Here is a 23,850-nt window from a genome sequence, read left to right as displayed (position 1 = left end):
TATACACGCGACGTATACACACTGTGTAGAGTGGAGGCATGTCCATCGGTCACACCCTGCTGGGGCTCCTGGAGTCCGGCCCGCGCCACGGCTACGACCTCAAGCGCGCCTTCGACGAGAAGTTCGGCCACGACCGGCCGCTCCACTACGGCCAGGTCTACTCGACCATGTCCCGGCTCCTGAAGAACGGGCTGGTCGTCGTCGACGGCATCGAGGCCGGAGGCGGCCCCGAGCGCAAGCGCTACGCCATCACCGACGCCGGCATCACCGACGTCGCCCAGTGGCTCGCCACCCCCGAGAAGCCCGAGCCGTACCTCCAGTCGACGCTCTACACCAAGGTCGTCCTGGCCCTGCTCACCGGCCGCGGAGCCGCCGACCTCCTCGACACCCAGCGCGCCGAGCACCTGCGCCTGATGCGCGAGCTCACCCGCCGCAAGAAGGACGGCGACCTCGCCGACCAGCTGATCTGCGACCACGCGCTCTTCCACCTGGAAGCCGACCTGCGCTGGCTGGAACTGACCGCCGCCCGCCTCGACCGGCTCGCCGAGGAGATCCGCCGATGACCGCCACCCCCCTGCTCCGGGCCACCGGCCTCGGCAAGACCTACGGACCCACCCCCGCGCTCGCGGGCGCCGACTTCTCCCTCCGGGCCGGCGAGGTCGTCGCCGTCATGGGCCCCTCCGGCTCCGGCAAGTCCACCCTCCTGCACTGCCTGGCCGGCATCGTCCGCCCCGACGCGGGGACCATCACCTACGACGGGCGCGAACTGACCGCCCTCTCCGACACCGCCCGCAGCGCCCTGCGCCGCACCGACTTCGGCTTCGTCTTCCAGTTCGGCCAGCTCGTCCCCGAGCTGACCTGCGCCGAGAACGTCGCCCTGCCGCTCCGCCTCAACGGCGAGAAGCGCAAGGCCGCCGAAGCCCGGGCCGTCGAGTGGCTGGCCCGCCTGGAGGTCGACGACACCGCCGGCAAGCGCCCCGGCGAGATATCCGGCGGCCAGGGCCAGCGCGTCGCCGTCGCCCGCGCGCTCGTCACCGCCCCGCGGGTGATCTTCGCCGACGAACCGACCGGCGCCCTCGACTCCCTCAACGGCGAGCGCGTCATGCGGATGCTCACCGACGCCTCCCGGGACACCGGCGCCGCCGTCGTCCTCGTCACCCACGAGGCCCGGGTCGCCGCCTACTCCGACCGCGAGGTCGTCGTACGGGACGGCTCGGTACGGGACGCGGAGTGGGCCGCATGACGCTCCGCACCTGGGCCCGCGACCTGGCCCTCGGAGCCCGGTTCGCGGTCACCGGCGGCCGCTCCGGCCTGCTCCGCACCCTGCTGACCGCCACCGGCGTCGGCTTCGGCGTGGCCCTGCTGCTCCTCGCCGCCTCCTTCCCGAACATGCTCTTCCAGCGCGAGGTGCGGGAGTCCGTCCGCGCCGTCGACGGCAGCGAGTCCGTCGAAGGACCCCGGCCGGACAGCTTCCTCCACCTCACCCAGACCACCGGCTACCGGGACGACGTCGTCAGCGGACTGCTGCTGCGCCCCGAGGGCGACGCCCCGCCCCTCCCGCCCGGCGCGGCCTTGTTCCCCGCGACCGGCGAGATGCTGGTCTCCCCCGCCCTGCGCGAGCTGCTCGACTCCCCCGAGGGGGCACTGCTCAGGGAACGGCTCCCCTACAAGGTGTCCGGGACCATCGGCCCGGCCGGCCTCATCGGCCCCGCCGAGCTGCGGTACGTCGCCCACGTCGACTTCCTGGACACGGAGAACTTCGACGGGCGCGGCGCCCGCTACGGCTGGTCCGTGCCCGAGGAGCCGCTGAACGCCTTCCTGCTCCTGCTCGTCGCCGTCGCCTGCGTCGTCCTGCTCCTCCCGGTGCTCGTCTTCATCGCCACCGCCGTACGGTTCGGCGGCGAGCAGCGCGACCGGCGGCTCGCCGCGCTCCGGCTGGTCGGCGCGGACACCGCCATGACCCGCCGCATCGCGGCCGGCGAGTCCCTCGCGGGCGCGCTCCTCGGCCTGCTGGCCGGCCTCGGGCTCTTCGCCGTGGCGAGGCAGTTCGCCGGGGCGTTCACCATCTGGGACGTCAACGCCTATCCGTCCGACGTCGTCCCGATGCCCGCGCTCGCGGCACTCGTCCTCCTCACCGTCCCCGTCGCCTCCGTCGTGGTCAGCCTCTTCGCGCTGCGCGGCGTGGCGATCGAGCCGCTCGGCGTCGTCAGGACCGCGCCGCCGCGCCGCCGCCGGCTCTGGTGGCGGCTGCTGCTCCTCGCGTCCGGCGCGGCCCTCCTCGTCCCCCTCATGGGGGACGTCCACGTCACCGACACCGACATCGACACCGTCGGGGTCGCCACCGGCACCACGCTCGCCCTGATCGGCCTCACCACGCTGCTGCCGTGGCTCGTCGAGGCCGGGGTGAAGCGGCTGCACGCCGGCCCGGTGGCCTGGCAGCTCGCCGTCCGCCGGCTCCAGTTGAGCAGCGGGACCGCGGCCCGCGCCGTCAGCGGCATCGTCGTCGCGGCGACCGGGGCGATCGCCCTCCAGATGCTCTTCCAGGCGATGGAGCAGGACTTCACCCAGCTCACCGGCGAGGACACCTCCCGCGCGCAGATCGCGGTCGGCGCCGCGGCCCGGGACGCCGACGACGCCCGCCGGATGATCGCCCGCTTCGAGCGGACCGAGGGCGTCACGGGCGTGATCGGCATCGTCGAGTCGCACGTGTGGCGGCCCGGCCCCCTGAAGGGCGGCGAGGAGTACGCCCCCATGGCCTCGCTGCGGGTCGGCGACTGCGCCTCCCTCGGGGAGTTCGCCTCCCTGCCCTCCTGCCGGGACGGCGACGTCTTCGTCCTCCTCGCGCACGGGGCGCAGGGCGCTCCCCCCGACACCTTCGTCACCCGCGCCGCCCGGCCTGGCTCCCTGGTCGCCCTGCGGGACCCGCATCCGCACCCGAGCGAGCCGCGGCGCGCCGGGGACACCCCGGTGCCGCAGTGGCGCATCCCCGCCGGCGCGCGGATCGTGGACTCCCGCCCCGACCCGACGGGCATGTACCAGTACGGCGTCCTCGCCACCCCGTCGGCGATCGACGCCATGCGGCTCGACGAGCCTGACGCGCAGGCCATGGTCCGCCTCGACCCGGCGGTGCCCGACGCCGCCGACCGCGTGCGGAACACGGCTGCGGCCATCGACCCGACGGCCTGGGTGCGCACCCTGGCCGACACCCAGCGGGACGCGGCGTTCGGCAGCGTCCGCACCGGCATCCTGGTCGGCTCCACCCTGACGATGCTCCTGGTGGCGGCCTCGCTCCTGGTGGCGACCCTGGAGCAGCTCCGCGACCGCAAGCGGCTGCTGTCCTCGCTGGTCGCCTTCGGCACCCGGCGCTCCACCCTGAGCTGGTCGGTGCTCTGGCAGACGGCGGTGCCGATCGCCCTCGGCCTGGTCCTGTCCGTGGCCGGCGGGCTCGGTCTCGGGGTCGTCCTGCTGCGGACGAGCGGCCAGGAGGTCCAGGACTGGTGGGCGTTCCTGCCCGTCGTCGGGATCGGCCTCGGCCTGATCGCGGCCGTGACCCTGCTCAGCCTGCCCGTCCTGTGGCGGCTGATGCGGGCGGACGGGCTGCGCACGGAGTAACCCTCCGGGCGGATGTACGAGGGTGGGCGGCGGTTCCTGACACCGGGGGGTCTCAGGAGCCGCCGCCCGCCCCCGTCTCCCGCCGGTCCGGGCCCCGGCCGCCGCTCAGGAGCCGGCGCCCAGCACCCGTACGGGGAGCCCGCGCATGTCCTCCCGCAGCGCCTCGGCCAGCTGCTCGAACTCGGCGTGCCGGGCCGCGCCCGTCCGCATGGCGAGCGCGATCCGCCGCGAGGGCGCCGGCTCGGCGAACAGTCCGGTCCACAGGGCGGTGTTGCGGGCGGTCTCCACGGTGACGGCGGTGCGCGGCAGCAGGGTCACGCCGAGTCCGCCGGCCACCAGCTGCACCAGGGTGGCGAGTCCGGCGGCGGTCGTGGTGACCTCGGCGCCGTCCGTGCGGCCGGCCTCGCGGCAGATGTCGAGAGCCTGGTCGCGCAGGCAGTGGCCCTCGTCGAGGAGGAGCAGCCGCAGTTCGCGGAGCGCCTCGCGCGGGATGTCGTCGCGGCCGGCCAGCGGATGACCCTGCGGGGTGACGAGCACGAAGTCCTCGTCGAAGAGCGGCAGTTCGGTGACGCCGGGCACACCGAGGGGGACGGCGAGCAGGAGCAGGTCGAGCCGCCCGGCCGCGAGCCCCTCCAGGAGCGAGGACGTCTGCTCCTCGTGGACCTGGAGGTCCAGCTCGGGGTAGCGCCGGTGGACGAGCCGCAGCACGGTCGGCAGCAGGTACGGCGCGACGGTGGGGATGACCCCGAGCCGCAGCACGCCGGTGAACGGCGCCTGGGCGGCCTCCGCCTCCTCCAGCAGCTCGGCCACCGCGTCGAGGACGACCTTCGTGCGCACCGCGAGCCGCTCCCCGGCGGGCGAGAGCAGCACCTTGCGCGTCGTACGCTCGAGGAGCTGGACACCGAGTGCCTCTTCGAGAGCCGAAACCGCGCCCGAGAGCGCGGGCTGGCTCATGCCGATGGCCGCCGCGGCATCGCGGAAGTGCAGATGCTCGGCCACCGCCGCGAAGGCCCTGAGCTGGGAAAGGCTCGGCTGCTTGCCGCGGTGCGGGGAGTGCGGGGGACTGTACGGGGACGCCACTGATAACCACCTTCGATCAACACGAACCACTCTAGCTATTTCACTGATCAATGCACTCCGTGCCATGCTGGCTCTCGTCCAACCCCCCATGGAAGCCCCCAAAAGGGACCCTTCCTGCTGTGCAAGGAGAGCGCGTGCTCACTGTCGGTGACAAGTTCCCCACCTACGACCTGACCGCCTGCGTGTCGCTGGAGAGCGGCAAGGAGTTCGAGCAGATCGACCACAAGGCCTACGAGGGCAAGTGGCGCGTGGTGTTCTTCTGGCCGAAGGACTTCACCTTCGTCTGCCCCACCGAGATCGCCGCCTTCGGCAAGCTGAACGACGAGTTCGCCGACCGCGACGCCCAGATCCTCGGTGTCTCCGGCGACTCCGAGTTCGTGCACCACGCCTGGCGCAAGGACCACGCCGACCTGCGTGACCTGCCCTTCCCGATGCTGGCCGACTCCAAGCACGAGCTCATGAGCGACTGCGGCGTCCAGGGCGCGGACGGCTTCGCCCAGCGCGCGGTCTTCATCGTGGACCCGAACAACGAGATCCAGTTCGTCATGGTGACCGCCGGTTCCGTCGGCCGTAACCCCAAGGAGGTCCTGCGGGTCCTCGACGCCCTGCAGACCGACGAGCTGTGCCCGTGCAACTGGAACAAGGGCGAGGGCACCCTCGACGCCGCCGCCCTCCTCGCGGGCGAGTAAGGGCGATCCGACATGGCTCTCGACGAACTGAAGTCCGCCATACCCGACTTCGCCAAGGACCTGAAGCTGAACCTCGGTTCGGTCATCGGCAACAGCGACCTCCCGCAGCAGCAGCTGTGGGGCACCGTCCTCGCCTGCGCGATCGCCTCGCGCTCGCCGAAGGTGCTCAGGGAGCTCGAGCCCGAGGCGCAGGCCAACCTGAAGCCCGAGGCGTACCAGGCCGCCAAGTCCGCCGCCGCGATCATGGCGATGAACAACGTCTTCTACAGGACCCGGCACCTGCTGTCGGACCCCGAGTACGGGACGCTGCGCGCCGGCCTGCGGATGAACGTCATCGGCAACCCGGGCGTCGAGAAGGTCGACTTCGAGCTGTGGTCGCTGGCCGTCTCCGCGATCAACGGCTGCGGCCAGTGCCTGGACTCGCACGAGCAGGTCCTGCGCCAGGCCGGTGTCGACCGCGCCACCATCCAGGAGGCCGTCAAGATCGCCGCGGTGATCCAGGCGGTCGGCGTCACGCTGGACGCGGAAGCGGTCCTCGCCGAGTAGTCGGGGCGGCGCCGTACGAGAAGGGCCCCCGGGGTGACACACCCCGGGGGCCCTTCCGTCACGTCCGGAGCGCCTTCATGAGCGCGAGCGCGTCCTGGGTCATCGGCACGTCGATCCCGGTGAGGTCGACGGGCGGTCCGGTGTCGACCGGCTTGCCGTTCACCTGGACGTCTCGCTGGGTGTAGATCTGGAGCTGGATCTCGGCCTGGCCGTCGAGGATCCGCAGCGTGCCGCCCTCTCCGCCCCCGTCGTCGAAGAACGCCTCCTCGCCGACGCCCTCGATCCTCTGCAGGACACCGAACTGCTCCGCCCTCATGGCGAACTCCGGCCCGGGGTCGGTCACCTTGTGGAGGGTGTACGTGACCGAGACGGACGGGCCGGTGTCCACCCGCCCGAAGGTGATGTGGCACGTGGACTCGCTGAGCGCCGGTCCGTCGACGAAGGGACTGACGCCGGTGTCGACCCGCTTGCCGAGTGCGGCGCCGAGCGCCTTCAGTCCGGCGACCTTGCAGAGGTCCTCCACGGGGCGGTATCCCCGCAGGTCGGGACCGGTGTCCCGCTGCTGCTGATACACGTAGAGCCCGCCGGCCCACACCGCCGAGGCCACCGCCGCCCCGCCGACGGCCCACAGCCAGGGCCGGCCGGGGCGCGGAGGACGGGGCGGCGGGGTCTCGGTGAGCACCTCCGGGGCGTCGAACCCCGTCCCGCCCACGAGCTCCGGCTCGGAGATCACCTGCCGTCCGCCTTGGCGGCGAGCGAGCCGGGAGCGGGCGTCGGGGCCACCTCGAAGGCGGTCGCCCCGCGCGGCTCCGGGGAGCTGCGCAGGGCCTGTTCGGTGCTGTACGCCCGCAGATAGCCGACCACCGTGTTGGCGACGGCGACCAGCGGGACCGCGACGACGGCGCCGCCGATGCCGGCGGTCAGACCGCCGGCCGCGACCGCGAGGACGACGGCGAGCGGGTGGACGCGGACGGCCCGGCCCAGGATGAAGGGCTGGAGGACGTGGCCCTCGATCTGCTGGACGGCGAGGACGACGACGAGCACCATCAGGGCGGTGAAGAGCCCGTTGGTGACGAGGGCGACGACGACCGCGAGGGCGCCGGAGACAACGGCACCGACCAGCGGGATGAAGGCGAAGAGGAAGATGAAGACGGCGAGCGGCACGGCCATCGGCACGTCGAGGAACCAGAGTCCGAGGCCGATGAAGACGGCGTCGATGAGGGCGACCAGGACCGTGCCCCGCACGTAGGCGGTGAGGGTGCGCCAGGCGCGCGGGCCGGCGCCGGCGACGCCCGGCCGGGCCTGGGCGGGGACGAGCTTGAGCGTCCACTCCCACACCTTCTTCCCGTCGTAGAGCAGGAAGAGCGTGGAGAACATCGCGAGCAGGATGCCGGTGATCGCCTCGACGACGACGGTGACGCCCTGGAGTCCGGCCGAGGTGATCTGCTCGGCGTTGGCCCCGATGGTGTCGCTGAGGTTCTTGGCGATGTCGTTGATCTGCTGTTCGGTCACGTGGAAGGGGCTGTTGAGGAGCCCTCGCTTGAGCTCCTCGATGCCGTCCCTGACGCGGTCGGACAGGTTGTCGATGTTGTCCATGACCTGCCAGACCACGAACCAGCCGACCAGGCCCATCACGACGAAGCCGGAGACGGCGGTGACGGCGGTGGCGAGCCCGCGGGGCAGGCCCTTGCGGCGCAGCATGGCGACGGTGGGCTGGAGCAGGGCGGTGACGAGGAGGGCGGCGACGAACGCGAGGACGACCAGCTGGACGGAGCTGATCACCTTCATCAGCACCCAGACCGTGCCGGCGAAGACGAGCAGGCGCCAGCTGGCCTCGGCCGCGACGCGCATCCCCCACGGGATGGCGGCGACCGGGTCGGGCCGGGCGGCGACGGCCGGCGCGTACGAGGGGGGTGCGGGCACGGACCGGCCCGGCTCCGCGGCGGTGTCCGCGGTCTCCGGCAGGGGCGGCGCGGTGTCGGGGTCGCTCTCGGGCGCCGGAGGGACGGGTGCGGCGCCCTTCGGGGCGTCGTCGGGCGTCTTCTCCGGGGCCTCGTAGGACGGGCCGAGCGGATCGTCGCGCTCCGCCTCGGCCCTGCGCTCGTCGAGGCGTTCACCCATGCGGCTCAGGCTCTCGCCCAGCCGGTTCAGCCACCCTGGCACTCTCGACATCTCTTCTTCCTCTTCCCCCGCCGGTTCTTCCTGTGGTGCTTCCCCGTGACGCCTGCCCGCTCGCGCCCCCGCGATGCCCATGGGACCTTCGAACCTACACGGAAGGAGCCCCTCACCGTAGGACGGCGAGGGGCTCCCCGAGGTTGAGCGCGCGGGTACTAGTACCAGCGGTTGGCCTGCCAGAACGACCAGGCGCCACAGGGGCTGCCGTAGCGGCCGTCCATGTAGCTGAGGCCCCACTTGATCTGGGTGGCCGGGTTGGTCTGCCAGTCGGCGCCGGCCGATGACATCTTCGAGCCCGGCAGGGCCTGCACGAGGCCGTAGGCGCCCGAAGAGGCGTTGGTGGCGCGGTAGTTCCAGCTGGACTCGTGGTCCACGATGTTGCTGAAGCACTGGAACTGCGAGGCCGGGATCATCTGGCGGGCGATCGCCTTGACCTCGGCCACGGTGTACGAGCCCTGGGCGGAGAAGGTGGAGGCGTCGCGGACGGAGTCGCGGCTGGCGCGCTCGGCGGCCTCCTTGCGCTCCTTCTCGGCCTTGGCGGCCTTGTCGGCCGCCTCCTTCTTGGCCTCGGCGTCCTTGGCGGCGCGCAGACGCGCCGCTTCCTCCGCGGACTTCTTCGCGACCGAGTCGGCGGCGGCGGCCTGGACGTCGGCCTGCTCCGAGAGGGACGCGACCTGTACCTGGGCCTGTTCGCCCGCGGGAATGTCCGCGAGCAGCGTGGTGTCGGCCGCGGTGGCCTCGAAGTTGTCGTCCGAGGGCTGAACGGCGTTACCCGACGCAACGCCCACGACGGCGCCGACGGTGGTGACCGCAGTGGCCGAAGCCACCGCGAATCCCCGGACCGAGATCCGGCTCACACGGTTTCCTTCCAGCACGCCCGCACAGGTGACCACGCGGGCGAAATCGTGCCCCTGGCGCTGGTCTCCGACGTACGGGGTCACTGAAGACACGGGCCCGTGGTGCTGTGGGCGGCATACGGCGGACGGCTGTTGAGTTGTGCGGTGCTGTGCGCACCCCTGAGGGTGCACGTGTGCCGTATGCGGGGCCTGACGGAAGCAAGACTTTGCCGGACGGCGACACCGCAAGGCAATTCCGTGTTGCGTGTGAAAGCTCACACCCCTGCAGGGGCACGTGTTTTCGGAGTTACCGGCGACAGCACGACGCCGCCCGGCTAAGCTCCTGCGCTTTGCCGGGCGGCGCCAACTGCCGTACCCGAGCGAACGGGTACGAATCGGTCAGATCTGGCCGTCCTCCAGCATCTCCGTCACGAGCGCGGCGATCTGGGAGCGCTCGGAACGGGTCAGGGTGACGTGGGCGAACAGCGGATGCCCCTTCAGTTTCTCGACCACGGCGACGACTCCGTCGTAGCGGCCGACCCGGAGGTTGTCCCGCTGGGCGACGTCATGGGTCAGGACGACCCGCGAATTCGCCCCGATACGGGACAGAACAGTCAACAGGACGTTCCGCTCCAGGGACTGGGCCTCGTCCACGATGACGAAGGCGTCGTGGAGGGAGCGGCCCCGGATGTGGGTGAGCGGCAGGACCTCCAGCATCCCGCGCCCGAGCACCTCCTCGATGACCTCGCGGCTCGCGACCGAGGACAGCGTGTCGAACACCGCCTGCGCCCACGGGCTCATCTTCTCGGACTCGCTGCCCGGCAGGTACCCGAGCTCCTGGCCGCCCACCGCGTACAGCGGCCGGAAGACCATCACCTTCTGGTGCTGACGGCGCTCCAGGACCGCCTCCAGGCCCGCGCAGAGGGCCAGGGCGGACTTGCCGGTGCCGGCCCGGCCGCCCATGGAGATGATGCCGACGTCGGGGTCGAGGAGCAGATCGAGCGCGATCCGCTGCTCGGCGCTGCGGCCGTGCAGCCCGAAGGCCTCGCGGTCGCCCCTGACCAGGCGTACGTTCCCGTCGGCGGTGACCCGTCCGAGGGCCTTGCCGCGCTCCGACTGGAGCACGAGGCCGGTGTGGACCGGGAGCTCCGCGGCCTCCGGCACGTACAGCGTGTTCTGCTCGAAGAGCAGGTCCACCTGCTCGCCGGAGAGCGCCAGCTCGGACATCCCGGTCCAGCCGTTGGCGTCCGTGATGGCGAGTTCGGCGCGGTACTCCTCGGCGAGCAGGCCCACCGAGGACGCCTTGATGCGGAGCGGGAGGTCCTTGGAGACGACCGTGACGTCGTACCCCTCGGCCTGGAGGTTGCGCGCGACGGCGAGGATCCGTGAGTCGTTGTCCCCCAACCTGTAGCCGGCGGGGAGGACGCCGGGGTCGGAATGGTTGAGTTCGACACGCAGGGTGCCGCCCAGCTCCCCGACGGGGAGGGGGGCGTCGAGGCGTCCGTACCGGACCCGGAAGTCGTCGAGCAGGCGCAGGGCCTGCCGGGCGAAGTAGCCGAGCTCGGGATGGTGCCGCTTGGCCTCCAGCTCCGTCACCACGACGATCGGGAGCACGACCTCGTGCTCCTCGAACCGCGAGACGGCGTTGGGGTCGGCCAGCAGGACGCTGGTGTCGAGAACATAGGTGCGCCGGTCGGAAAGGCGGCGCTTCGTGCTGGTCACCACGGAAGGACAGACCCCCTCGGAAGACCCCTGTGAGGTCGGGGTGCGACGGAACCGGTGTCGCTGCGGAATGGGACCGGGCTCAGGCCGCCATGCGCGGGCCGAACCACGGCCCTCCGCTTCTCCCGTACGTGTCCCGCACGGTCGTCCTGGTGCAAGGGGCCTCCCGGGTGGCGGTCTCCGTGCCGCTCACTTCACCAGGGATATGCCCTCGATCCGGTGCTGCCATGCCATGGCATATGACGACGTGTTCGTGAACACGAGATGATCGGTTCCGACCGGTTTCCGTCAGGTCCCGTAGCGTCGGTGCCGGGCGGCGTAGTCGCGCAGCGCCCGCAGGAAGTCGACCTTCCGGAAGGCCGGCCAGTGGACCTCGCAGAAGTAGTACTCGGAGTGCGCGCTCTGCCACAGCATGAATCCGGACAAGCGCTGCTCGCCGCTCGTCCGGATCACCAGGTCCGGGTCGGGCTGGCCGCGCGTGTAGAGGTGCTCCGAGATGTGCTCGACGTCGACGATCTCCGCGAGCTCCTCGAAGCTCGTCCCCCGGTCGGCGTGCTCCAGGAGCAGCGAGCGGACCGCGTCCGCGATCTCCTGCCGGCCGCCGTAGCCCACCGCCACGTTCACGAGTATCCCGGTGTTGGCGTGGGTGGCCTGCTCGGCCTCCTTCAGCACCGACTGGGTGCGCGCGGGCAGCAGGTCCATCGTCCCGACGTGGTGCACCCGCCAGCGGCCGTCGGCGGCCAGCGCGCGCACGGCGTTCTCGATGATCCCCAGCAGCGGGACGAGCTGCTCCTCGGGACGGTTCAGGTTGTCCGTGGAGAGCATCCAGAGCGTGACGACCTCGACGTCCGTCTCGGCGCACCAGCCGAGCAGCTCCTGGATCTTGTCCGCGCCGGCCTTGTGCCCCTGCTCGGGGGTCCCGCCGGACGCCTTGGCCCAGCGGCGGTTCCCGTCGAGGATGACCCCGATGTGCTTGGGCACCTGGGCGTGGTCGAGGCGGCCTTCCACCCGGCGTGCGTAGAGCCCGTACACCAGGTCGCGCAGGTTCACTGTTCTTTACCCCTCCATGCACCGGCGGTCCGCCAGGCAGCGGCGGTCCGCAAGCCGCCACACTACTGCGCACGGGCGACGGGCTCCCAGCCCGGGACGGTCACAAGTCCGTGATAAGCAGAGATACGTGACTGATTCCCCCCTGTACCGCGCCTCCGCGGACCGCTACGACGCCATGGAGTACCGCCGCTCGGGCCGCAGCGGCCTCAAGCTCCCCGCCGTCTCCCTCGGCCTCTGGCACAACTTCGGCGACGACCGCGCCCTCGACACCCAGCGCGCGATCCTCCGCCGCGCCTTCGACCTCGGCGTCACCCACTTCGACCTGGCGAACAACTACGGGCCGCCGCCCGGCTCCGCCGAGCTGAACTTCGGCAAGCTCTTCGCCCAGGACTTCGCGCCCTACCGCGACGAGCTGATCGTCTCGACCAAGGCCGGCTACGAGATGCACCCCGGCCCGTACGGCGAGTGGGGCTCCCGCAAGTACCTGATGTCCTCGCTCGACGCCTCCCTGAAGCGGATGGGCCTCGACCACGTCGACATCTTCTACTCGCACCGCTTCGACCCGCACACCCCGCTGGAGGAGACGATGGGGGCCCTGGCCTCCGCCGTCCAGCAGGGCAAGGCGCTCTACGTCGGCGTCTCCTCCTACAACAGCGAGCAGACCGCCGAGGCCGCGCGGATCCTGCGCGAGATGGGCGTCCGTCCGCTCATCCACCAGCCGTCGTACTCGATGATCAACCGCTGGACCGAGGCCGACGGCCTCCTCGACACGCTGGAGGCGGCCGGCATGGGCTGCATCTCCTTCGTGCCGCTCGCCCAGGGGCTGCTCACCAACAAGTACCTGAAGGGCATCCCGGAGGGCTCGCGGGCCACCCAGGGCAAGTCCCTCGACCCGAACCTGCTCTCCGACGAGGTGCTGCGGCGCCTGCGCGGCCTCGCGGACATCGCCGGACGGCGCGGGCAGTCCCTGGCGCAGCTGGCGCTGTCGTGGGTGCTCCGCGACGAGCGGATGACCTCGGCGCTGATCGGCGCGTCCAGCGTCGCCCAGCTGGAGGAGAACGTCGCCGCGCTCGCCGCCCCGCCGCTCACCGCCGACGAGCTCCGGGAGATCGACTCGTTCGCGGTCGACACCGAGGGCACGAACATCTGGGCCGGCCGGGGCTGACGCCGCACGGGGGGGGCGGGTCCTCCCCGAGGGGACCCGGACAAGAAAACGGGCCGGTCCGTGGGGGGGATACGGACCGGCCCGAGGGGGGGTTTCCACCATAACCCTTCGATAGTCGTCCTGCGCGCCACGCGCGGCGGACGAACACCGCCGGATCGGTCGGATCCCAAGCGGGACAAGGGCTGTGAGCCCTGGTGGCGGGTTTGCGCCCCGGCGTGGCGGCGGACTTCCGTCCCTCCCACGAGGGACCGTCCGGGAGAGGCCCGGCGTTGACGCCCCGCGGGCTTCCCGGGGCGGTCGCGGCGCTCAGGGCAGCGCGGTGAACGCCCCGAGGAGCAGGCCCAGCAGGGCGCCCGCCAGCATGAACGGCCCGAACGGGATCGTCGTGGACCGCCCGGCCCGCCGCACCGCCATCAGCCCGAGGCCGTAGACCGCGCCGAACAGGAACCCCGCGAAGGCCCCGCTGAACAGCACTCCCCAGCCGTACCAGCCGAGCGCGGCGCCCAGCGGGAGCGCCAGCTTCACGTCCCCGCGCCCCAGACCGCCCGGGCTGATCAGGTGCAGCACCAGATAGGCCCCGCCCAGCGCAGGGCCGCCCAGCAGCGCCAGCCGCCAGGACCCGGCGTCGTACGGCAGCAGCTCGGCCGCACCCAGCAGCAGCGGGACCGCCACGGCGAGCGACAGCGTCAGCTCGTCCGGCAGCCGGCGCACCCGCGCGTCCACCGACGCGAGCAGAACGGCGAAGGGCACGGCGAGGAGCCAGACCGCCAGCTCGGGCCGCGGCCCGCCGGTCGCGGCGGCGAGCGCCGCGCAGGCCAGGGCGGTCACCACGGACGCCGTGCGCGGGGCGGGGGTCGTCGCGCACTCCCGCCGGCCCGGTCCGCCGAGCCAGCCCCTGCCCGGCCCGGCCAGCACATGTCCGGCGGGACAGCGGTCCCGCCACGCCTCCTCCGGCTCCACCGAGAACCGGTACGCCGCCCGCGGCACGAGCAGCCCGACGGCGGCCCCCCACAGGGCGGCGAAGGCGATCAGGGCGAGGTACACGCACCTGACCTTAGGGTCCCCGGACCGCTACGGTCTGTCGCATGGGGAAATGGGTGGACGGAACGGGGACGCTGACCGTGGCCGACGGAGCGGCCCGGCCACTGGAGATCGCGGCCGGCCTCCGCGCCCGGCGCCGCGGACTCCTCGGACGCGACGGGCTCACCGGCGCCCTGCTCATCGTGCGGACGAACAGCGTGCACACCTTCGGGATGCGCTTCCCCATCGACGTCGCCTATCTCGACCGCTCCTTCACGGTCCTCTCCGTCGTCACCATGCGGCCCGGCCGGCTCGGCATGATCCGCCCCCGCGGCCGGCACGTCCTGGAAGCCGAGGCGGGCGCGATGGCCGCCTGGGGACTGCGCCCGGGAGCACGCGTACGCGTGGACACGGACGGGAGCGGGGACACAGACGGGCGCGGGGACACGGGCGGGGACGGGGACACAGACGGGCGCGGGGACACGGGCGGGGGCGGGGGCGGCGTCACGGCGGGCCCGAGCCGAGCAGGGTGAAGGCGCCGTACGCGGCGGAGGCCAGCGCCAGCCCCGCGACGACCGGCACGACCGCACGGGTCCGCACGCGCGCGAGGGCCACCGCCGGCGGCAGGAGCAGCCCGAAGGCGGGCATCATCAGGCGCGGCCGGGAACCGAAGTACGCGGCGCCGACCAGGGAGACGAACACGACCCCGATCGTGTACACGAGCAGCGGCAGCGGCTGCCCCTGCCGCACGCACAGGGCCACCAGCCAGCCGAGCAGTCCCAGCGCCGCGCACAGCCCCAGCGCCGCCGGCCACGGCAGCCCCACGATGAACCGGGCGAGCGCCACCCCTCCGTCGATCGAGTTCCCCCAGGCCGCCTGCACGTCGAAGTAGGCGGTCGCGCTCCCCTGCCGCACCCCGACGTAGACCACGTACCCCAGCCAGCCCAGCGGGGCGAGCAGCACCCCCACCGCCGTCCGCGCGGGCAGCCTCCGCTCCCGAACGACGGTCACCACCGCCGTGATCCCCACCGCGGCGATCAGCGCGGCGGCCGTCGGCCGGGTCAGTCCCGCGGCCGCGCACAACGCGCCCGCCAGGATCCACCGCCCGCGCAGCACCGCGTACAGCGACCACGCCGCGAGAGCGGTGAACAGCGTCTCCGTGTACGCCATCGACTGCACGAACGCCGTCGGGTACACGCCCCACAGCACCGCCAGCAGCACCCCGGCCCGCTCCCCCGCCACCACGGCGCCGCAGCGGTAGATCCCCCAGGCGGCGGCGACCCCCGCGCCCCAGGCGACCAGCAGCCCGGCCGTCGCCGCGTCCACCGGCAGCACCGCCGACAGCCCCCGCTCCAGCGCCGGGAAGAGCGGGAAGAACGCCAGGTCCGCGTGGACATCGCCGTTCGGCAGGGTGACCTCGTACCCGTAGCCGTGCTCCGCGATCCGGACGTACCAGACGGCGTCCCACCGCCCCTTGAGCCGGTGCAGCCCGTCCTCGCCGGCCGCCGCGGCGGCCACCGCCAGGACCACCAGGCCGATCAGCCGGGCCGCGACATAGCCGCCGAGGGCTGCGGACAGGGGGGTGCGGGGAAGGAAGACGGGCCGGGGCATGGAGCGATTATCCCGGCACCGCCGCGCGCTCAGCCCTGCGGCCTTATGCGGCCGAACCTCGCCGCCATCACCGGCCCCAGCTGCTGCACGATCCCGTGCCCCGGCTCGTGCGGCGACGGCAGGTCCCCCAGGAAGGACGTGACGATGACCTCGTCGATCCCGACCACACCACGGCAGATCTGCTCCTCCAGGAACGCCAGCGTGCGCCGCCAGTCCGCCGCCGCCGGCGCCTCGCCGAGGAACGAACGGACCGTGTCCTGCACGACGTCCCAGAAGAACACGTGCGGCTGGACACCGCCCTGATGGAAGACATGGACCTCGTACGCGTCCCGGAACTCGGGGATCGTGGTGACGAGATCACTGACCAGCTGCACGCTCGGAGTCTGTCTCGGCGTCTCGCTCGGCGTCTCGCTCGGAGTCGTCGTCATCCGTCCAGAATGCTCCTGCCCGGCGGATACGTCCCGCCACTTTTGCGCATTCCTGACGACGTCTTTCGCCGGGTTTTCCACAGGGGGTGCGAAGTGTCCCTCTTCCGTGGATCGTTGCGCGTATGTACGAGTTGGCGACCCTCGCCAGGGGCGGGGTCCTCCTGACGGCCCGCGCCCTCGCGGCCGGCTGGCCGCCCGGCCGGCTGACCTCCCGCCTCCACCGCGACGGCTGGCGGCGGATCTGCCGCGGCGCCTGGGCGGCCCCCGGCAAGGAGGTCGACTGGCGCGTCAGGGCCACCGCCCACCAGCTCCTCCGCCCCGACCTGGTCTGCAGCCACGGCACCGCCGCGCGCCTCCACCGCATCGAACAACTCGACGGCGGCCCACCGGACCTGCTGCACTTCACGGCCCCGCCGCCGGCCCGCCCCGCCCGCCACCACCGCACCCGCGTCCACACCACCGCCCTCCTCGCCCCCGGCGACCGCACCACCCGGCGCGGACTGCGGACCACCACCCCCGCCCGGACCGTCGCCGACCTCATACGGCACTCCCCCGACCGCGACCACGCCGTCGTCGTCGCCGACTCCGCGCTCGCCCCCCGCGCCGTCGCCGGCGTCCGCCGCGACGCCCTCGTCCGCTACGAGGACCTCGCCGCCCAACTCGCCGCACCCCTCCGCGGCGCCGCCCGCGCCCGCGCCTGGCTCCCCTGGGCCGAACCCGCCTCCGGCTCCCCCGCCGAGACCGTCGCCCGCCTGCGGATACGGGACGCCGCCCTGCTCCCCGAATCCCAGCCCACGCTCCACACCCCCGACGGCCGCCCCCTCCGCCCCGACTTCCTCTTCCGCGCCGTCGGCCTCGCCGTCGAGATCGAGGGCTACGCCTTCCACGGCACCCGCCGCGCCCACGAACGCGACATCGCCCGCTTCAACGCCCTCCAGTCCTGCCCCGCCGTCCGCCGCGTCCTGCGCTTCACCGCCACCGAGGTCTTCCACCACCCCGACCGCATGACCGCCACGATCCTCACCGCCCTCACGGAACTGTCCCGCCAGGGGCCCGCCCGCGCCTAGGGCCTGTCGTCAAAATCCCCTCGTTGCCCGAAGGGCGGCCCCGCGGCGTCTGGTGCGTGCTCTCGGCGTGCCGGGGGGAAGTGCTCGTACTGGACGTACTCGCGCTTTCGCCCGGCGCGGCGAGAGCGCGTGCCAGGCGTCGCGGGGCAGAGGGGATTTTGACGACAGGCCCTAGGGGTCCGTACCCGCACCGGTCCACTCCCCGCCCAGGCGACCGTCCCCGCCCAGGCGATCGTTTCCGCCTAGGGGTTCGTTCCCACGCCCGAGCCGGAGGTCCTCGGGAAGGAGATCTCCACCCGGCGGTTCTTCTTCCGCCCCTCCTCCGTCCCGTTGTCGGCGATCGGGTAGTCCTCGCTGTACCCGCGGATGTCGAACGTCGTCCCCGGATCCAGGCTCCGCGCCAGCACCTGCTGCACCGCGACCGCCCGCTCCTTCGACAGCTTCAGCCCGTGCTCGTACGTCCCCAGGTTGTCGGTGAACCCGAACACCCGGACCCGTCCCGAGCCCATCCTGTTGATCTCCGCCGCGATCGCCGCGATCCGCGCCGTCGACGCCGCGCCCAGCTTCGCGCTGTTCTTCGGGAACAGCACCTCAGCCTGCAGCGCGAACGTCACGTCCACGTTCGTGTCCTGGCGCCGCTGCTCCCCGCCCTCCTCCTCCACGATCTGCTTGATGTCCAGCACCTTCGCCGGCGCCAGCGTCGCCCCGTCCGGCAGCATCAGCCCCGCCGCGTCCGCGTCGATCACCGGCGCCGGCGACGCGCTCCCCGCCGCCCCCGGCCCGTCATCCGCCCACGCCACCGGCCCCCCCACCGGCCACGCCACCGCCGCCACCAGCACCCACACCACGAACCCGCGCTTCGTCTTCGTCATCACGCCACCTCAGGACAGTTTGAGCGTGGCCGGCTCGAACGTCGGCAACTGAAAGGACACCTCGGTGGTGGAGGCGGGGGGCGCGGGGAACTGCATGAACACGTCCACCGCATCACCCGCGGAGACGATCCCCAGCCCTGTCGTGGTCAGCGGCCGTCCATCCGTGTCCCTCAGAACGTAATACCGCTTCTTCCCCAAGCCGTCGACGAGGGTCGCACCGCCGAGGGAGGTGCCGTGCTTGAGGACCTCTGTCTCGTCACCCCGCACGGTGTCCGGGACGGCACGTCCCTTCTCGGAGGTGTTCTTCAGTGACCCCTTGAGCGTCAGGAATCCGCCGGCGTCGCGCTCCGCGGAATGAATCGTCAGCTCGAACCCGTCCTGCCCCTTGGCGACCGCCAGTGTCTCCGTCGGCTCTTCGGCCGGCTGCGTCTGCGACGGGCCACCGTTCGCGGGGGGCGCGGATGTCTTCGATGCCGGCTTGTCCTCCTTGGGACTTCCCTCGGTCGTGCAACCGACCGCCAGGAACGCCACCGCCGCGACCACGAGGGTGGCGAACCCCTTTCGTGCGTACCGAACATCCATGCAGGGTGATTCCTTTACTCGTCGTCGCCGGCAAGTCGAACGGTGAACAGATCTGAGGCACTCGGAAGTGTCGGGTTCTCGGGGTCGACGGTCCAGTCTTCGCCATCGCAGGTCAGACCGAGGATGGGCTGCTCCTCCGGATCCGGCTCCTCGTCGGGTTCCGTCGGTACGGGATCCGGGGATTCGGGATCAGGAGTCGGAGTCTGCTGAGCCGGAGGCGGCAGGAAGGAGCACTTCGGCACGATCACGGCCTTCGCGGATGCCGTGGCGTGCCGTGACTCCGTTCCGGGGACGATCGAGCGGCCCACGCTGCCCCTCGTCCGCACCGTGACGCTGAACCCCTCGTACGCCGAGGACAGGGCATCACATCGGCCGTCCAGGAGATCGGCGTCGTTCCGAGCGGCGAAGTCCGCCGCCGACTGGCACGCGGAGGGGACGTCGTACTCCTCACCCCGGAGGAACCCGTCCCATTGCAGGGGGTCGGTGATGACCTCGAGCCACCCGGTTCGCAACTGCTCTCTGGCGTCCTGGGCCGCAGCCAACGCGGCAGCATCCGCCGCGGTCTGCGCGCCGCCGCGGGTGGACGCCGCCTGCCCCACCGCGAAGTAGACGAATGCGAGGAACAACAGGCCCGCGATCACCGCGATGTAGACGGGGAACGCCTGGCCCGAGTCCCCCACTCGTCGACCAGGCACGGCTATCCGGTCAGTTCGGCAATCTTGTTCTTGATCGCCGTCATGATCGTCGTCCCGATGTCCGTGCCGGTGATCGCAATCACGATCGCCACCACCACCACGATGATGCCCAGGTATTCCACGGCGGTCTGGCCGCGGTCGCGGGTGGTGCGGGGGGCGGTGAGGTGGAGGTGGGCTTTGGTCAGGGCTTTGAGCATCGCGTCGTTCATCGTGGTCCCCTCCGCGTTGAGACGCCTGCGTGTGGGCACGGTACGCCGACGGGAGGGTCGGCGGACAGGGCCCGGGGGCCCGGGGGTGGGCCCGGGTGGTCGGGTCGGCGGGTGGGAGGGACGGGTCGGGGGCGGACGGGCCCATCGTGTGCACCTCCCTCACACTCAGTTGGCACTGTGGCACATCGTGTTGCACGGACGAAGGGGTTTCGGCGGAATATGTCAGTGGGCGGACGGATCACTCGCCCGTGACGGTGCCGAAGTCGGTTCCGGTGCCGAGGAAGAGGCCGGCGCCGAGGAGGATCATGGTGGCGGGGACCATGAGCGTGGTGATCACCATGGTGGCCTTGGGGACGGCTTTGGCGGCCTTGCGGCGGGCGTTCTGGGCGTCGGTGCGCCGCATGTCGTTGGCGATCTGGATGAGCGTGTCGACGATGGGCGCGCCGAGCTCCTCGCCCTGCTGGAGGGCGGTGACGAACTGGGCGACCTGTTCGGAGTCGTTGCGGCGGCGGAGTTCGTCGAAGGCCTGCCGGCGGCTGACGCCCATGTCCATCTGGCGCAGGGTGATGCGGAGTTCGTCGGCCCAGGGGCCCTCGTACTTCTCGGCGACGCGTTCGAGGGCCTGGCGGAAGCCGAGGCCGGCGGAGACGACGACGGCGAGGACGTCGAGGAAGTCGGGGAGGGTGCGTTCGATCTGGTCCTTGCGGATGCGGACGGCGGACCAGATGCCGACCTCGGTCCAGAAGGCGCCGAAGGCGAGGAGGAGGAGCGCGGTGAGGTACGAGCCCTTGCTGATCATGAGCAGGCCGCCGAGGGCGCCGAGGAAGCCGTAGACGGCGCGGCGCGCCCCGTAGCGGTCGATGGTGAGCCCGCCGGGGTTGCCGGCGAGGTCGATGCGGCGGCGGACGGCGTTGACGCGTTTAGGGCCCATGAGGCGGAGGACCGCCGGGGACCAGCGCATGCCGAGGCGGTCGACGGCGGAGTCGACGGCGCCGGTGCGGGTGGCGCCGACCTCCAGGGCGAGCCGGAGGTCGTCGGGGAGGCGGGCGTCGGCGCGGTAGAGGTGGACGCCGTAGCAGGCGCCGGCGACGGAGAGGCCGGCGAGGAGGGCGAGGAGGAGTTCCACGGCGGCCGTCCCTATACGTCGATCTTGGAGAAGCGGCGGATGACGGCGAAGCCGACCACGTACAGGGCGAACGCGGCGACGACGGCGGCCTGTCCGATGCCGGAGCCGGTCATGCGGTCGAGGGCGCCGGGCTGCATGTTGTCGATGAGGAGGAGGGAGCCGACGCCGATGACGGGTACGGCGTACGCGGTCATGCTGACCTGGGAGAGCTGGGTGCGGACCTCGCGCCGGGTCTCCTTGCGCTCCTCCAGGGTCTCGGTGAGGTTGCGCAGGGAGGAGACGACGGTGCCGCCGGCACGGTTGGCGAGGACGAGGGTGGTGACGAGGACGACGAGTTCGCGGGAGGGCAGCCGTTCGGCGAGTTCGCCGAGGGCGTCGTCGAGGGAGGTGCCGACGGACAACTGCTGCGCGACCTTCTCCAGTTCGTCGCCGGCCGGGGCCTCCATCTCGTCGGCGGCGAGGCTGAGGGCCATGCGCAGGGCGAGGCCGGCCTGGGTGGCGTTGGCCAGGATGCGGGAGAGTTCGGGGAGTTGGTTGATGAACTTCTCGATGCGCTTCTGGCGCTGCCAGTTGAGGTAGCCGAGGGCGACCCAGATGCCGAGGAGTCCGCAGAGGGGGCCGAAGAACGGGGAGAGCGCGGCCTGTCCGACGACCCAGAGGACGGCCACGGTGGCGGCGAGGGCGACGGTGAACTCGCCGGGTGTGACGTCGAGGCCGGTGGCCGCGATCCGCAGCTCCAGCCTGCGTCCGAGCGAGGTGCGGCGGACGCGCCGGTCGACGCCCTTGAAGCGGCGCCTGCGGCGGCCGGTGGCCTCGGGCGCGTCGGTCTCGTCGAGCCGGGCGACGAGGGCCGCGTGCCGCCGGGCCCCGCTCGCGTACAGCTGGACGCCGGCGATGCCGAGGACGCAGGCGATCAGGGTGACGGCCGTGGTCAGCCAGAAGGGGTCGGTCATCACTCCGCCTCTCGGGTGGCCAGGTGGGCGTCGGTGACGGCGACGCCGAAGGCCTGCGGGATGGGCTGGCCGGCCATGTAGAGGCGTTCGGCGACGCGGCGGGGCAGCGGGTGGTGGGTGAACCGTCCGTGGACCCGGCCGTCGGCGGCGAGCGGCTGGGCCTGGAAGCGGGCGACGGTGGCGAGGAGGAACCGTTCGCGTCCGTGCGAGGCGAGGACGGAGATCTCGGTGATCCGGCGGGTGCCGTCGGGGTGCCGGGTGAGCTGGACGAGGACGTCGACGGCGCTGTTGATCTGGTCGCGGAGCGCCTCGAACGGCACCTTGACCTCGGACATCGAGGCGAGGGTCTGGAGGCGCATGAGGGCGTCCTCGGCGGAGTTGGCGTGGACGGTGGCGAGGGAGCCGTCGTGGCCGGTGGACATCGCCTGGAGCATGTCGAGGGTCTCGCCGCCACGGACCTCTCCGACGATGATCCGGTCGGGGCGCATGCGCAGGGAGTTGCGGACGAGGTCGCGGATGGAGATGGCGCCGCGGCCCTCGATGTTGGGCGGGCGGGCCTCCAGCCGGATGACGTGCGACTGCTGGAGCTGGAGTTCGGCCGAGTCCTCGATGGTGATGATCCGCTCGCCGTCCGGGACGAGTCCGGAGAGGGCGTTGAGCAGGGTGGTCTTCCCGGTGCCGGTGGCGCCGGAGACGATCAGGTTGAACTTGGCCTGGACGAGTCCGGACAGGAGCAGCAGCATCTGCTCGTCGAGCGAGCCGAGTCCGAGCATCTCGTGGAGGGTGTACGCCCGGGGGAAGCGCCGGATGGTGAGGGTCGCGCCGGTCAGGGAGAGCGGCGGGATGATGACGTTGACGCGTTCGCCGGAGGGCAGCCGGGCGTCGACCATCGGGTTGGACTCGTCGACCCGCCGGTTCACGGTGGAGACGATCCGCTCGATGGTCTGCATGAGCTGCTCGTGGGAGGCGAAGCGGAGCGGGAGGAGTTCGACGCGTCCGCCGCGCTCGATGAAGATCTGGTCGGGCCCGTTGACCATGATCTCGGTGATGGAGGCGTCTTCGAGGAGGGGTTCGAGGACACCGAGGCCGAGGGCCTCGTCGACGACCCGCCGGATGAGCTGGGCGCGTTCCGCCGTGGAGAGCACGGGGCCCTCGCGGCTGATGATGTGGCCGAGGACGCGCTCCAGCCTGGCCCGCCGCTCGGCGGCCGCGAGCGCGGACATCTCGGTGAGGTCGATCTCCTCCAGGAGCTTGGCGCGGAAGGAGGCGACGAGGTGGCCGTCCTCCCGGGAGGCGTGACCGCTCTTCTCCTCGGGGGCGTTGATCCGGGCGCGCAGGCTCATGGCCGGTCCTCCTGAGGCGTCTCGGTCAGGGGCATGGTGGCGGACTTGGTCACGTCGCCGAAGTCCCAGAAGGGCACGACGGAGGGGATGCGGACGGTCACGGTGGCGACGGCCTCGCCGCCGCCCTCGCTGACCGCGACGGAGGTGGCCCAGCCGGCGGCGGCACGGCCGGCGGTCTCCGGGTCGGGCCCGTCCTCGACGTCGCTGCTCGCGGCCCTCGCCGCCGCGCGGGCGGCCGTGCCCGCCTGCTGGGCGGCGTACGCGGCGACGCCCAGCTGGAGCCCGGCGAGGCCGACGAGCAGCAGGATGGGCAGGAAGCCGAGGTACTCGACGGCCGCCTGGCCGCGGTCGCCCCGCTTACGGGGCCGGTCCGGGCGCGTCCGGGGCTGCTCCTGGCACGTCCGGGGCTGGTCCTGGCACGTCCGGCACCGGTCGTGGCGCTCACCGAGCCGGTGACGCCGGCTTCCGAGGCACGCGCCCAACCGCTCACGGAGCCGGTCACGCCGGCTTCCGCAGCACGTGCCCGACCGCTCGCCGAGCCGGTCACGCCGACTTCCGAAGCGCGCGCCCAACCGCTCACCGAGCCGGTCACGCCGCTTCCCGCGCCGGTCGTTCCACGTCTCCCGGCCGTCGTTCCTCGTGATCCGCCGGTCGTTCCTCGTCCCGCGCCGGTCGTTCCTCGTACCGCGCCTGTCGCCGCTCATGGCCGCATGCCCTCCTCGTCGACCGCCGCCGCCGTCGCCTTGACGGGGAAGAGTCCGCCCACCCCGGGGAAGAGCACGGGAACGTCGATCGTGACGACCGCGGTGACCATGCCCCCGCCGCTGGAGCAGGCGGGTCTGGCGCCGCTCCGCCAGGCCCCGTCGAGGTGGCGCAGGGCGGCCTCGGAGCAGTCGTCGCCGACGGCCGCGGCGCGGGCGGCCTCGTCCGCCGCGTTCCCGGCGAGGGTGTACGTGTAGCCGACCAGGACGACCTGCCAGAGCAGGGCCAGGGTGAGCAGGATGAGCGGCACCATGCCGACGAACTCGACCGCCACCTGCCCCCTGTCGTCGTCCCGGGTCGCGGCCAT

Annotated in this window: 25 protein-coding genes and 1 pseudogene; 8 read left to right on the top strand and 18 right to left on the bottom strand. The window is 72.3% G+C overall.

The annotated features are described in order from the left end of the window. The first annotated feature begins 38 nt into the window (after nucleotides 1-38). The 3 genes from ACZ60W_RS07550 to ACZ60W_RS07540 are packed head-to-tail and all read left to right on the top strand — an operon-like array spanning nucleotide 39 to nucleotide 3,612. The gene (locus ACZ60W_RS07550) at nucleotides 39-563 is read left to right on the top strand and encodes a PadR family transcriptional regulator (RefSeq protein ID WP_189834038.1); all 525 of its coding nucleotides are present in this window, start codon (nucleotides 39-41) and stop codon (nucleotides 561-563) included. Beyond that, nucleotides 560-1,243: an ABC transporter ATP-binding protein gene (locus ACZ60W_RS07545; RefSeq protein ID WP_469754429.1), complete on the top strand. Its 684-nt coding sequence runs from the start codon at nucleotides 560-562 to the stop codon at nucleotides 1,241-1,243. Before ACZ60W_RS07550 ends, ACZ60W_RS07545 begins: the two co-directional genes overlap by 4 nt. Beyond that, complete coding sequence (locus ACZ60W_RS07540; RefSeq protein ID WP_469754428.1) at nucleotides 1,240-3,612, top strand: FtsX-like permease family protein; 2,373 nt, start codon at nucleotides 1,240-1,242, stop codon at nucleotides 3,610-3,612. Before ACZ60W_RS07545 ends, ACZ60W_RS07540 begins: the two co-directional genes overlap by 4 nt. A 105-nt stretch (nucleotides 3,613-3,717) precedes the next feature. Here ACZ60W_RS07540 and ACZ60W_RS07535 read toward each other — a convergent pair whose 3' ends face one another. After that, a complete protein-coding gene (locus ACZ60W_RS07535; RefSeq protein ID WP_469754427.1) occupies nucleotides 3,718-4,692 on the bottom strand; it encodes a LysR substrate-binding domain-containing protein in 975 nt (324 codons plus the stop codon). A gap of 134 nt (nucleotides 4,693-4,826) precedes the next feature. On the opposite strand from ACZ60W_RS07535, the gene ACZ60W_RS07530 reads away from it, so the two are divergent. Beyond that, nucleotides 4,827-5,381 carry a peroxiredoxin gene (locus ACZ60W_RS07530; protein ID WP_469754426.1) on the top strand — a complete coding sequence of 185 codons (555 nt, stop codon included), beginning with the start codon at nucleotides 4,827-4,829 and terminating at the stop codon, nucleotides 5,379-5,381. Nucleotides 5,382-5,393: 12 nt separating this feature from the next. Next, a complete protein-coding gene (locus ACZ60W_RS07525) occupies nucleotides 5,394-5,927 on the top strand; it encodes an alkyl hydroperoxide reductase (protein WP_361396014.1) in 534 nt (177 codons plus the stop codon). A 58-nt stretch (nucleotides 5,928-5,985) separates the two neighbouring features. Here the strand turns inward: ACZ60W_RS07525 and ACZ60W_RS07520 are convergent, their stop codons facing one another. From ACZ60W_RS07520 to ACZ60W_RS07500, 5 genes are all read right to left on the bottom strand, one after another. After that, nucleotides 5,986-6,660: a hypothetical protein gene (locus tag ACZ60W_RS07520; protein ID WP_469754425.1), complete on the bottom strand. Its 675-nt coding sequence runs from the start codon at nucleotides 6,658-6,660 to the stop codon at nucleotides 5,986-5,988. After that, the gene (locus tag ACZ60W_RS07515) at nucleotides 6,657-8,099 is read right to left on the bottom strand and encodes an AI-2E family transporter (protein ID WP_469754424.1); all 1,443 of its coding nucleotides are present in this window, start codon (nucleotides 8,097-8,099) and stop codon (nucleotides 6,657-6,659) included. Before ACZ60W_RS07515 ends, ACZ60W_RS07520 begins: the two co-directional genes overlap by 4 nt. Before the next feature lie 158 nt (nucleotides 8,100-8,257). Further along, on the bottom strand, nucleotides 8,258-8,959 hold the full coding sequence (locus ACZ60W_RS07510; RefSeq protein WP_469754423.1) for an aggregation-promoting factor C-terminal-like domain-containing protein: 702 nt from the start codon (nucleotides 8,957-8,959) through the stop codon (nucleotides 8,258-8,260). Between the two features lie 378 nt (nucleotides 8,960-9,337). Beyond that, on the bottom strand, nucleotides 9,338-10,663 hold the full coding sequence (locus ACZ60W_RS07505) for a PhoH family protein (protein WP_366308562.1): 1,326 nt from the start codon (nucleotides 10,661-10,663) through the stop codon (nucleotides 9,338-9,340). 285 nt (nucleotides 10,664-10,948) lie between these two features. Then, complete coding sequence (locus ACZ60W_RS07500; protein WP_366308561.1) at nucleotides 10,949-11,710, bottom strand: isoprenyl transferase; 762 nt, start codon at nucleotides 11,708-11,710, stop codon at nucleotides 10,949-10,951. Between the two features lie 127 nt (nucleotides 11,711-11,837). Here ACZ60W_RS07500 and mgrA point away from each other — a divergent pair, with 127 nt between their 5' ends. Continuing rightward, entirely contained in the window at nucleotides 11,838-12,875 is a 1,038-nt protein-coding gene (gene mgrA / locus ACZ60W_RS07495; RefSeq protein ID WP_469754422.1) for an L-glyceraldehyde 3-phosphate reductase, read from the top strand. A gap of 306 nt (nucleotides 12,876-13,181) precedes the next feature. Here the strand turns inward: mgrA and ACZ60W_RS07490 are convergent, their stop codons facing one another. Then, nucleotides 13,182-13,919 (bottom strand): prepilin peptidase, encoded by a 738-nt coding sequence (locus tag ACZ60W_RS07490; RefSeq protein WP_469754421.1) that lies wholly within the window; start codon nucleotides 13,917-13,919, stop codon nucleotides 13,182-13,184. Between the two features lie 41 nt (nucleotides 13,920-13,960). Here ACZ60W_RS07490 and ACZ60W_RS07485 point away from each other — a divergent pair. After that, nucleotides 13,961-14,314, top strand: a pseudogene (locus ACZ60W_RS07485) (DUF192 domain-containing protein); the annotation flags it as partial. An 85-nt stretch (nucleotides 14,315-14,399) separates the two neighbouring features. Here the strand turns inward: ACZ60W_RS07485 and ACZ60W_RS07480 are convergent. Further along, nucleotides 14,400-15,506 (bottom strand): hypothetical protein, encoded by a 1,107-nt coding sequence (locus tag ACZ60W_RS07480; protein ID WP_469754420.1) that lies wholly within the window; start codon nucleotides 15,504-15,506, stop codon nucleotides 14,400-14,402. 29 nt (nucleotides 15,507-15,535) lie between these two features. Further along, nucleotides 15,536-15,880, bottom strand: coding sequence for a hypothetical protein (locus ACZ60W_RS07475; protein WP_469754419.1), 345 nt, complete (start codon nucleotides 15,878-15,880; stop codon nucleotides 15,536-15,538). Between the two features lie 176 nt (nucleotides 15,881-16,056). On the opposite strand from ACZ60W_RS07475, the gene ACZ60W_RS07470 reads away from it, so the two are divergent. Beyond that, complete coding sequence (locus tag ACZ60W_RS07470; RefSeq protein WP_469754418.1) at nucleotides 16,057-17,001, top strand: hypothetical protein; 945 nt, start codon at nucleotides 16,057-16,059, stop codon at nucleotides 16,999-17,001. A gap of 242 nt (nucleotides 17,002-17,243) precedes the next feature. Here ACZ60W_RS07470 and ACZ60W_RS07465 read toward each other — a convergent pair whose 3' ends face one another. The 9 genes from ACZ60W_RS07465 to ACZ60W_RS07425 form a co-directional block, all read right to left on the bottom strand. Next, nucleotides 17,244-17,873, bottom strand: coding sequence for an OmpA family protein (locus tag ACZ60W_RS07465; protein ID WP_469754417.1), 630 nt, complete (start codon nucleotides 17,871-17,873; stop codon nucleotides 17,244-17,246). A 9-nt stretch (nucleotides 17,874-17,882) separates the two neighbouring features. Next, nucleotides 17,883-18,455: a hypothetical protein gene (locus tag ACZ60W_RS07460; RefSeq protein ID WP_469754416.1), complete on the bottom strand. Its 573-nt coding sequence runs from the start codon at nucleotides 18,453-18,455 to the stop codon at nucleotides 17,883-17,885. Nucleotides 18,456-18,469: 14 nt separating this feature from the next. Next, nucleotides 18,470-19,135 carry a pilus assembly protein TadG-related protein gene (locus tag ACZ60W_RS07455; RefSeq protein ID WP_469754415.1) on the bottom strand — a complete coding sequence of 222 codons (666 nt, stop codon included), beginning with the start codon at nucleotides 19,133-19,135 and terminating at the stop codon, nucleotides 18,470-18,472. 17 nt (nucleotides 19,136-19,152) lie between these two features. Continuing rightward, nucleotides 19,153-19,347 carry a Flp family type IVb pilin gene (locus tag ACZ60W_RS07450; protein ID WP_469754448.1) on the bottom strand — a complete coding sequence of 65 codons (195 nt, stop codon included), beginning with the start codon at nucleotides 19,345-19,347 and terminating at the stop codon, nucleotides 19,153-19,155. A gap of 250 nt (nucleotides 19,348-19,597) precedes the next feature. Then, a complete protein-coding gene (locus ACZ60W_RS07445) occupies nucleotides 19,598-20,485 on the bottom strand; it encodes a DUF5936 domain-containing protein (RefSeq protein ID WP_469754414.1) in 888 nt (295 codons plus the stop codon). A gap of 11 nt (nucleotides 20,486-20,496) precedes the next feature. Continuing rightward, nucleotides 20,497-21,438 carry a type II secretion system F family protein gene (locus tag ACZ60W_RS07440; protein WP_469754413.1) on the bottom strand — a complete coding sequence of 314 codons (942 nt, stop codon included), beginning with the start codon at nucleotides 21,436-21,438 and terminating at the stop codon, nucleotides 20,497-20,499. Further along, complete coding sequence (locus ACZ60W_RS07435; RefSeq protein ID WP_469754412.1) at nucleotides 21,438-22,781, bottom strand: CpaF family protein; 1,344 nt, start codon at nucleotides 22,779-22,781, stop codon at nucleotides 21,438-21,440. The genes ACZ60W_RS07440 and ACZ60W_RS07435 overlap by 1 nt, the downstream gene beginning before the upstream one ends. Next, the gene (locus ACZ60W_RS07430; protein ID WP_469754411.1) at nucleotides 22,778-23,485 is read right to left on the bottom strand and encodes a TadE/TadG family type IV pilus assembly protein; all 708 of its coding nucleotides are present in this window, start codon (nucleotides 23,483-23,485) and stop codon (nucleotides 22,778-22,780) included. The genes ACZ60W_RS07435 and ACZ60W_RS07430 overlap by 4 nt, the downstream gene beginning before the upstream one ends. Further along, on the bottom strand, nucleotides 23,482-23,850 hold the full coding sequence (locus ACZ60W_RS07425; protein WP_469754410.1) for a TadE/TadG family type IV pilus assembly protein: 369 nt from the start codon (nucleotides 23,848-23,850) through the stop codon (nucleotides 23,482-23,484). The genes ACZ60W_RS07430 and ACZ60W_RS07425 overlap by 4 nt, the downstream gene beginning before the upstream one ends.

Source organism: Streptomyces sp. NPDC104202 (assembly GCF_055584185.1).
Note: the sequence above shows the minus strand (reverse complement) of the source record. Positions and strands in the feature narration are given on the sequence as shown.

Coding starts and splice junctions, on each gene's coding strand:
- ACZ60W_RS07435 (WP_469754412.1), bottom strand. CDS start 22,781: ATGAGCCTGCGCGCCCGGATCAACGCCCCCGAGGAGAAGAGCGGTCAC.
- ACZ60W_RS07540 (WP_469754428.1), top strand. CDS start 1,240: ATGACGCTCCGCACCTGGGCCCGCGACCTGGCCCTCGGAGCCCGGTTC.
- ACZ60W_RS07440 (WP_469754413.1), bottom strand. CDS start 21,438: ATGACCGACCCCTTCTGGCTGACCACGGCCGTCACCCTGATCGCCTGC.
- ACZ60W_RS07425 (WP_469754410.1), bottom strand. CDS start 23,850: ATGGCCGCGACCCGGGACGACGACAGGGGGCAGGTGGCGGTCGAGTTC.
- ACZ60W_RS07515 (WP_469754424.1), bottom strand. CDS start 8,099: ATGTCGAGAGTGCCAGGGTGGCTGAACCGGCTGGGCGAGAGCCTGAGC.
- ACZ60W_RS07465 (WP_469754417.1), bottom strand. CDS start 17,873: ATGACGAAGACGAAGCGCGGGTTCGTGGTGTGGGTGCTGGTGGCGGCG.
- ACZ60W_RS07545 (WP_469754429.1), top strand. CDS start 560: ATGACCGCCACCCCCCTGCTCCGGGCCACCGGCCTCGGCAAGACCTAC.
- ACZ60W_RS07525 (WP_361396014.1), top strand. CDS start 5,394: ATGGCTCTCGACGAACTGAAGTCCGCCATACCCGACTTCGCCAAGGAC.
- ACZ60W_RS07470 (WP_469754418.1), top strand. CDS start 16,057: ATGTACGAGTTGGCGACCCTCGCCAGGGGCGGGGTCCTCCTGACGGCC.
- ACZ60W_RS07480 (WP_469754420.1), bottom strand. CDS start 15,506: ATGCCCCGGCCCGTCTTCCTTCCCCGCACCCCCCTGTCCGCAGCCCTC.
- ACZ60W_RS07550 (WP_189834038.1), top strand. CDS start 39: ATGTCCATCGGTCACACCCTGCTGGGGCTCCTGGAGTCCGGCCCGCGC.
- ACZ60W_RS07460 (WP_469754416.1), bottom strand. CDS start 18,455: ATGGATGTTCGGTACGCACGAAAGGGGTTCGCCACCCTCGTGGTCGCG.
- ACZ60W_RS07450 (WP_469754448.1), bottom strand. CDS start 19,347: ATGCTCAAAGCCCTGACCAAAGCCCACCTCCACCTCACCGCCCCCCGC.
- ACZ60W_RS07430 (WP_469754411.1), bottom strand. CDS start 23,485: ATGAGCGGCGACAGGCGCGGTACGAGGAACGACCGGCGCGGGACGAGG.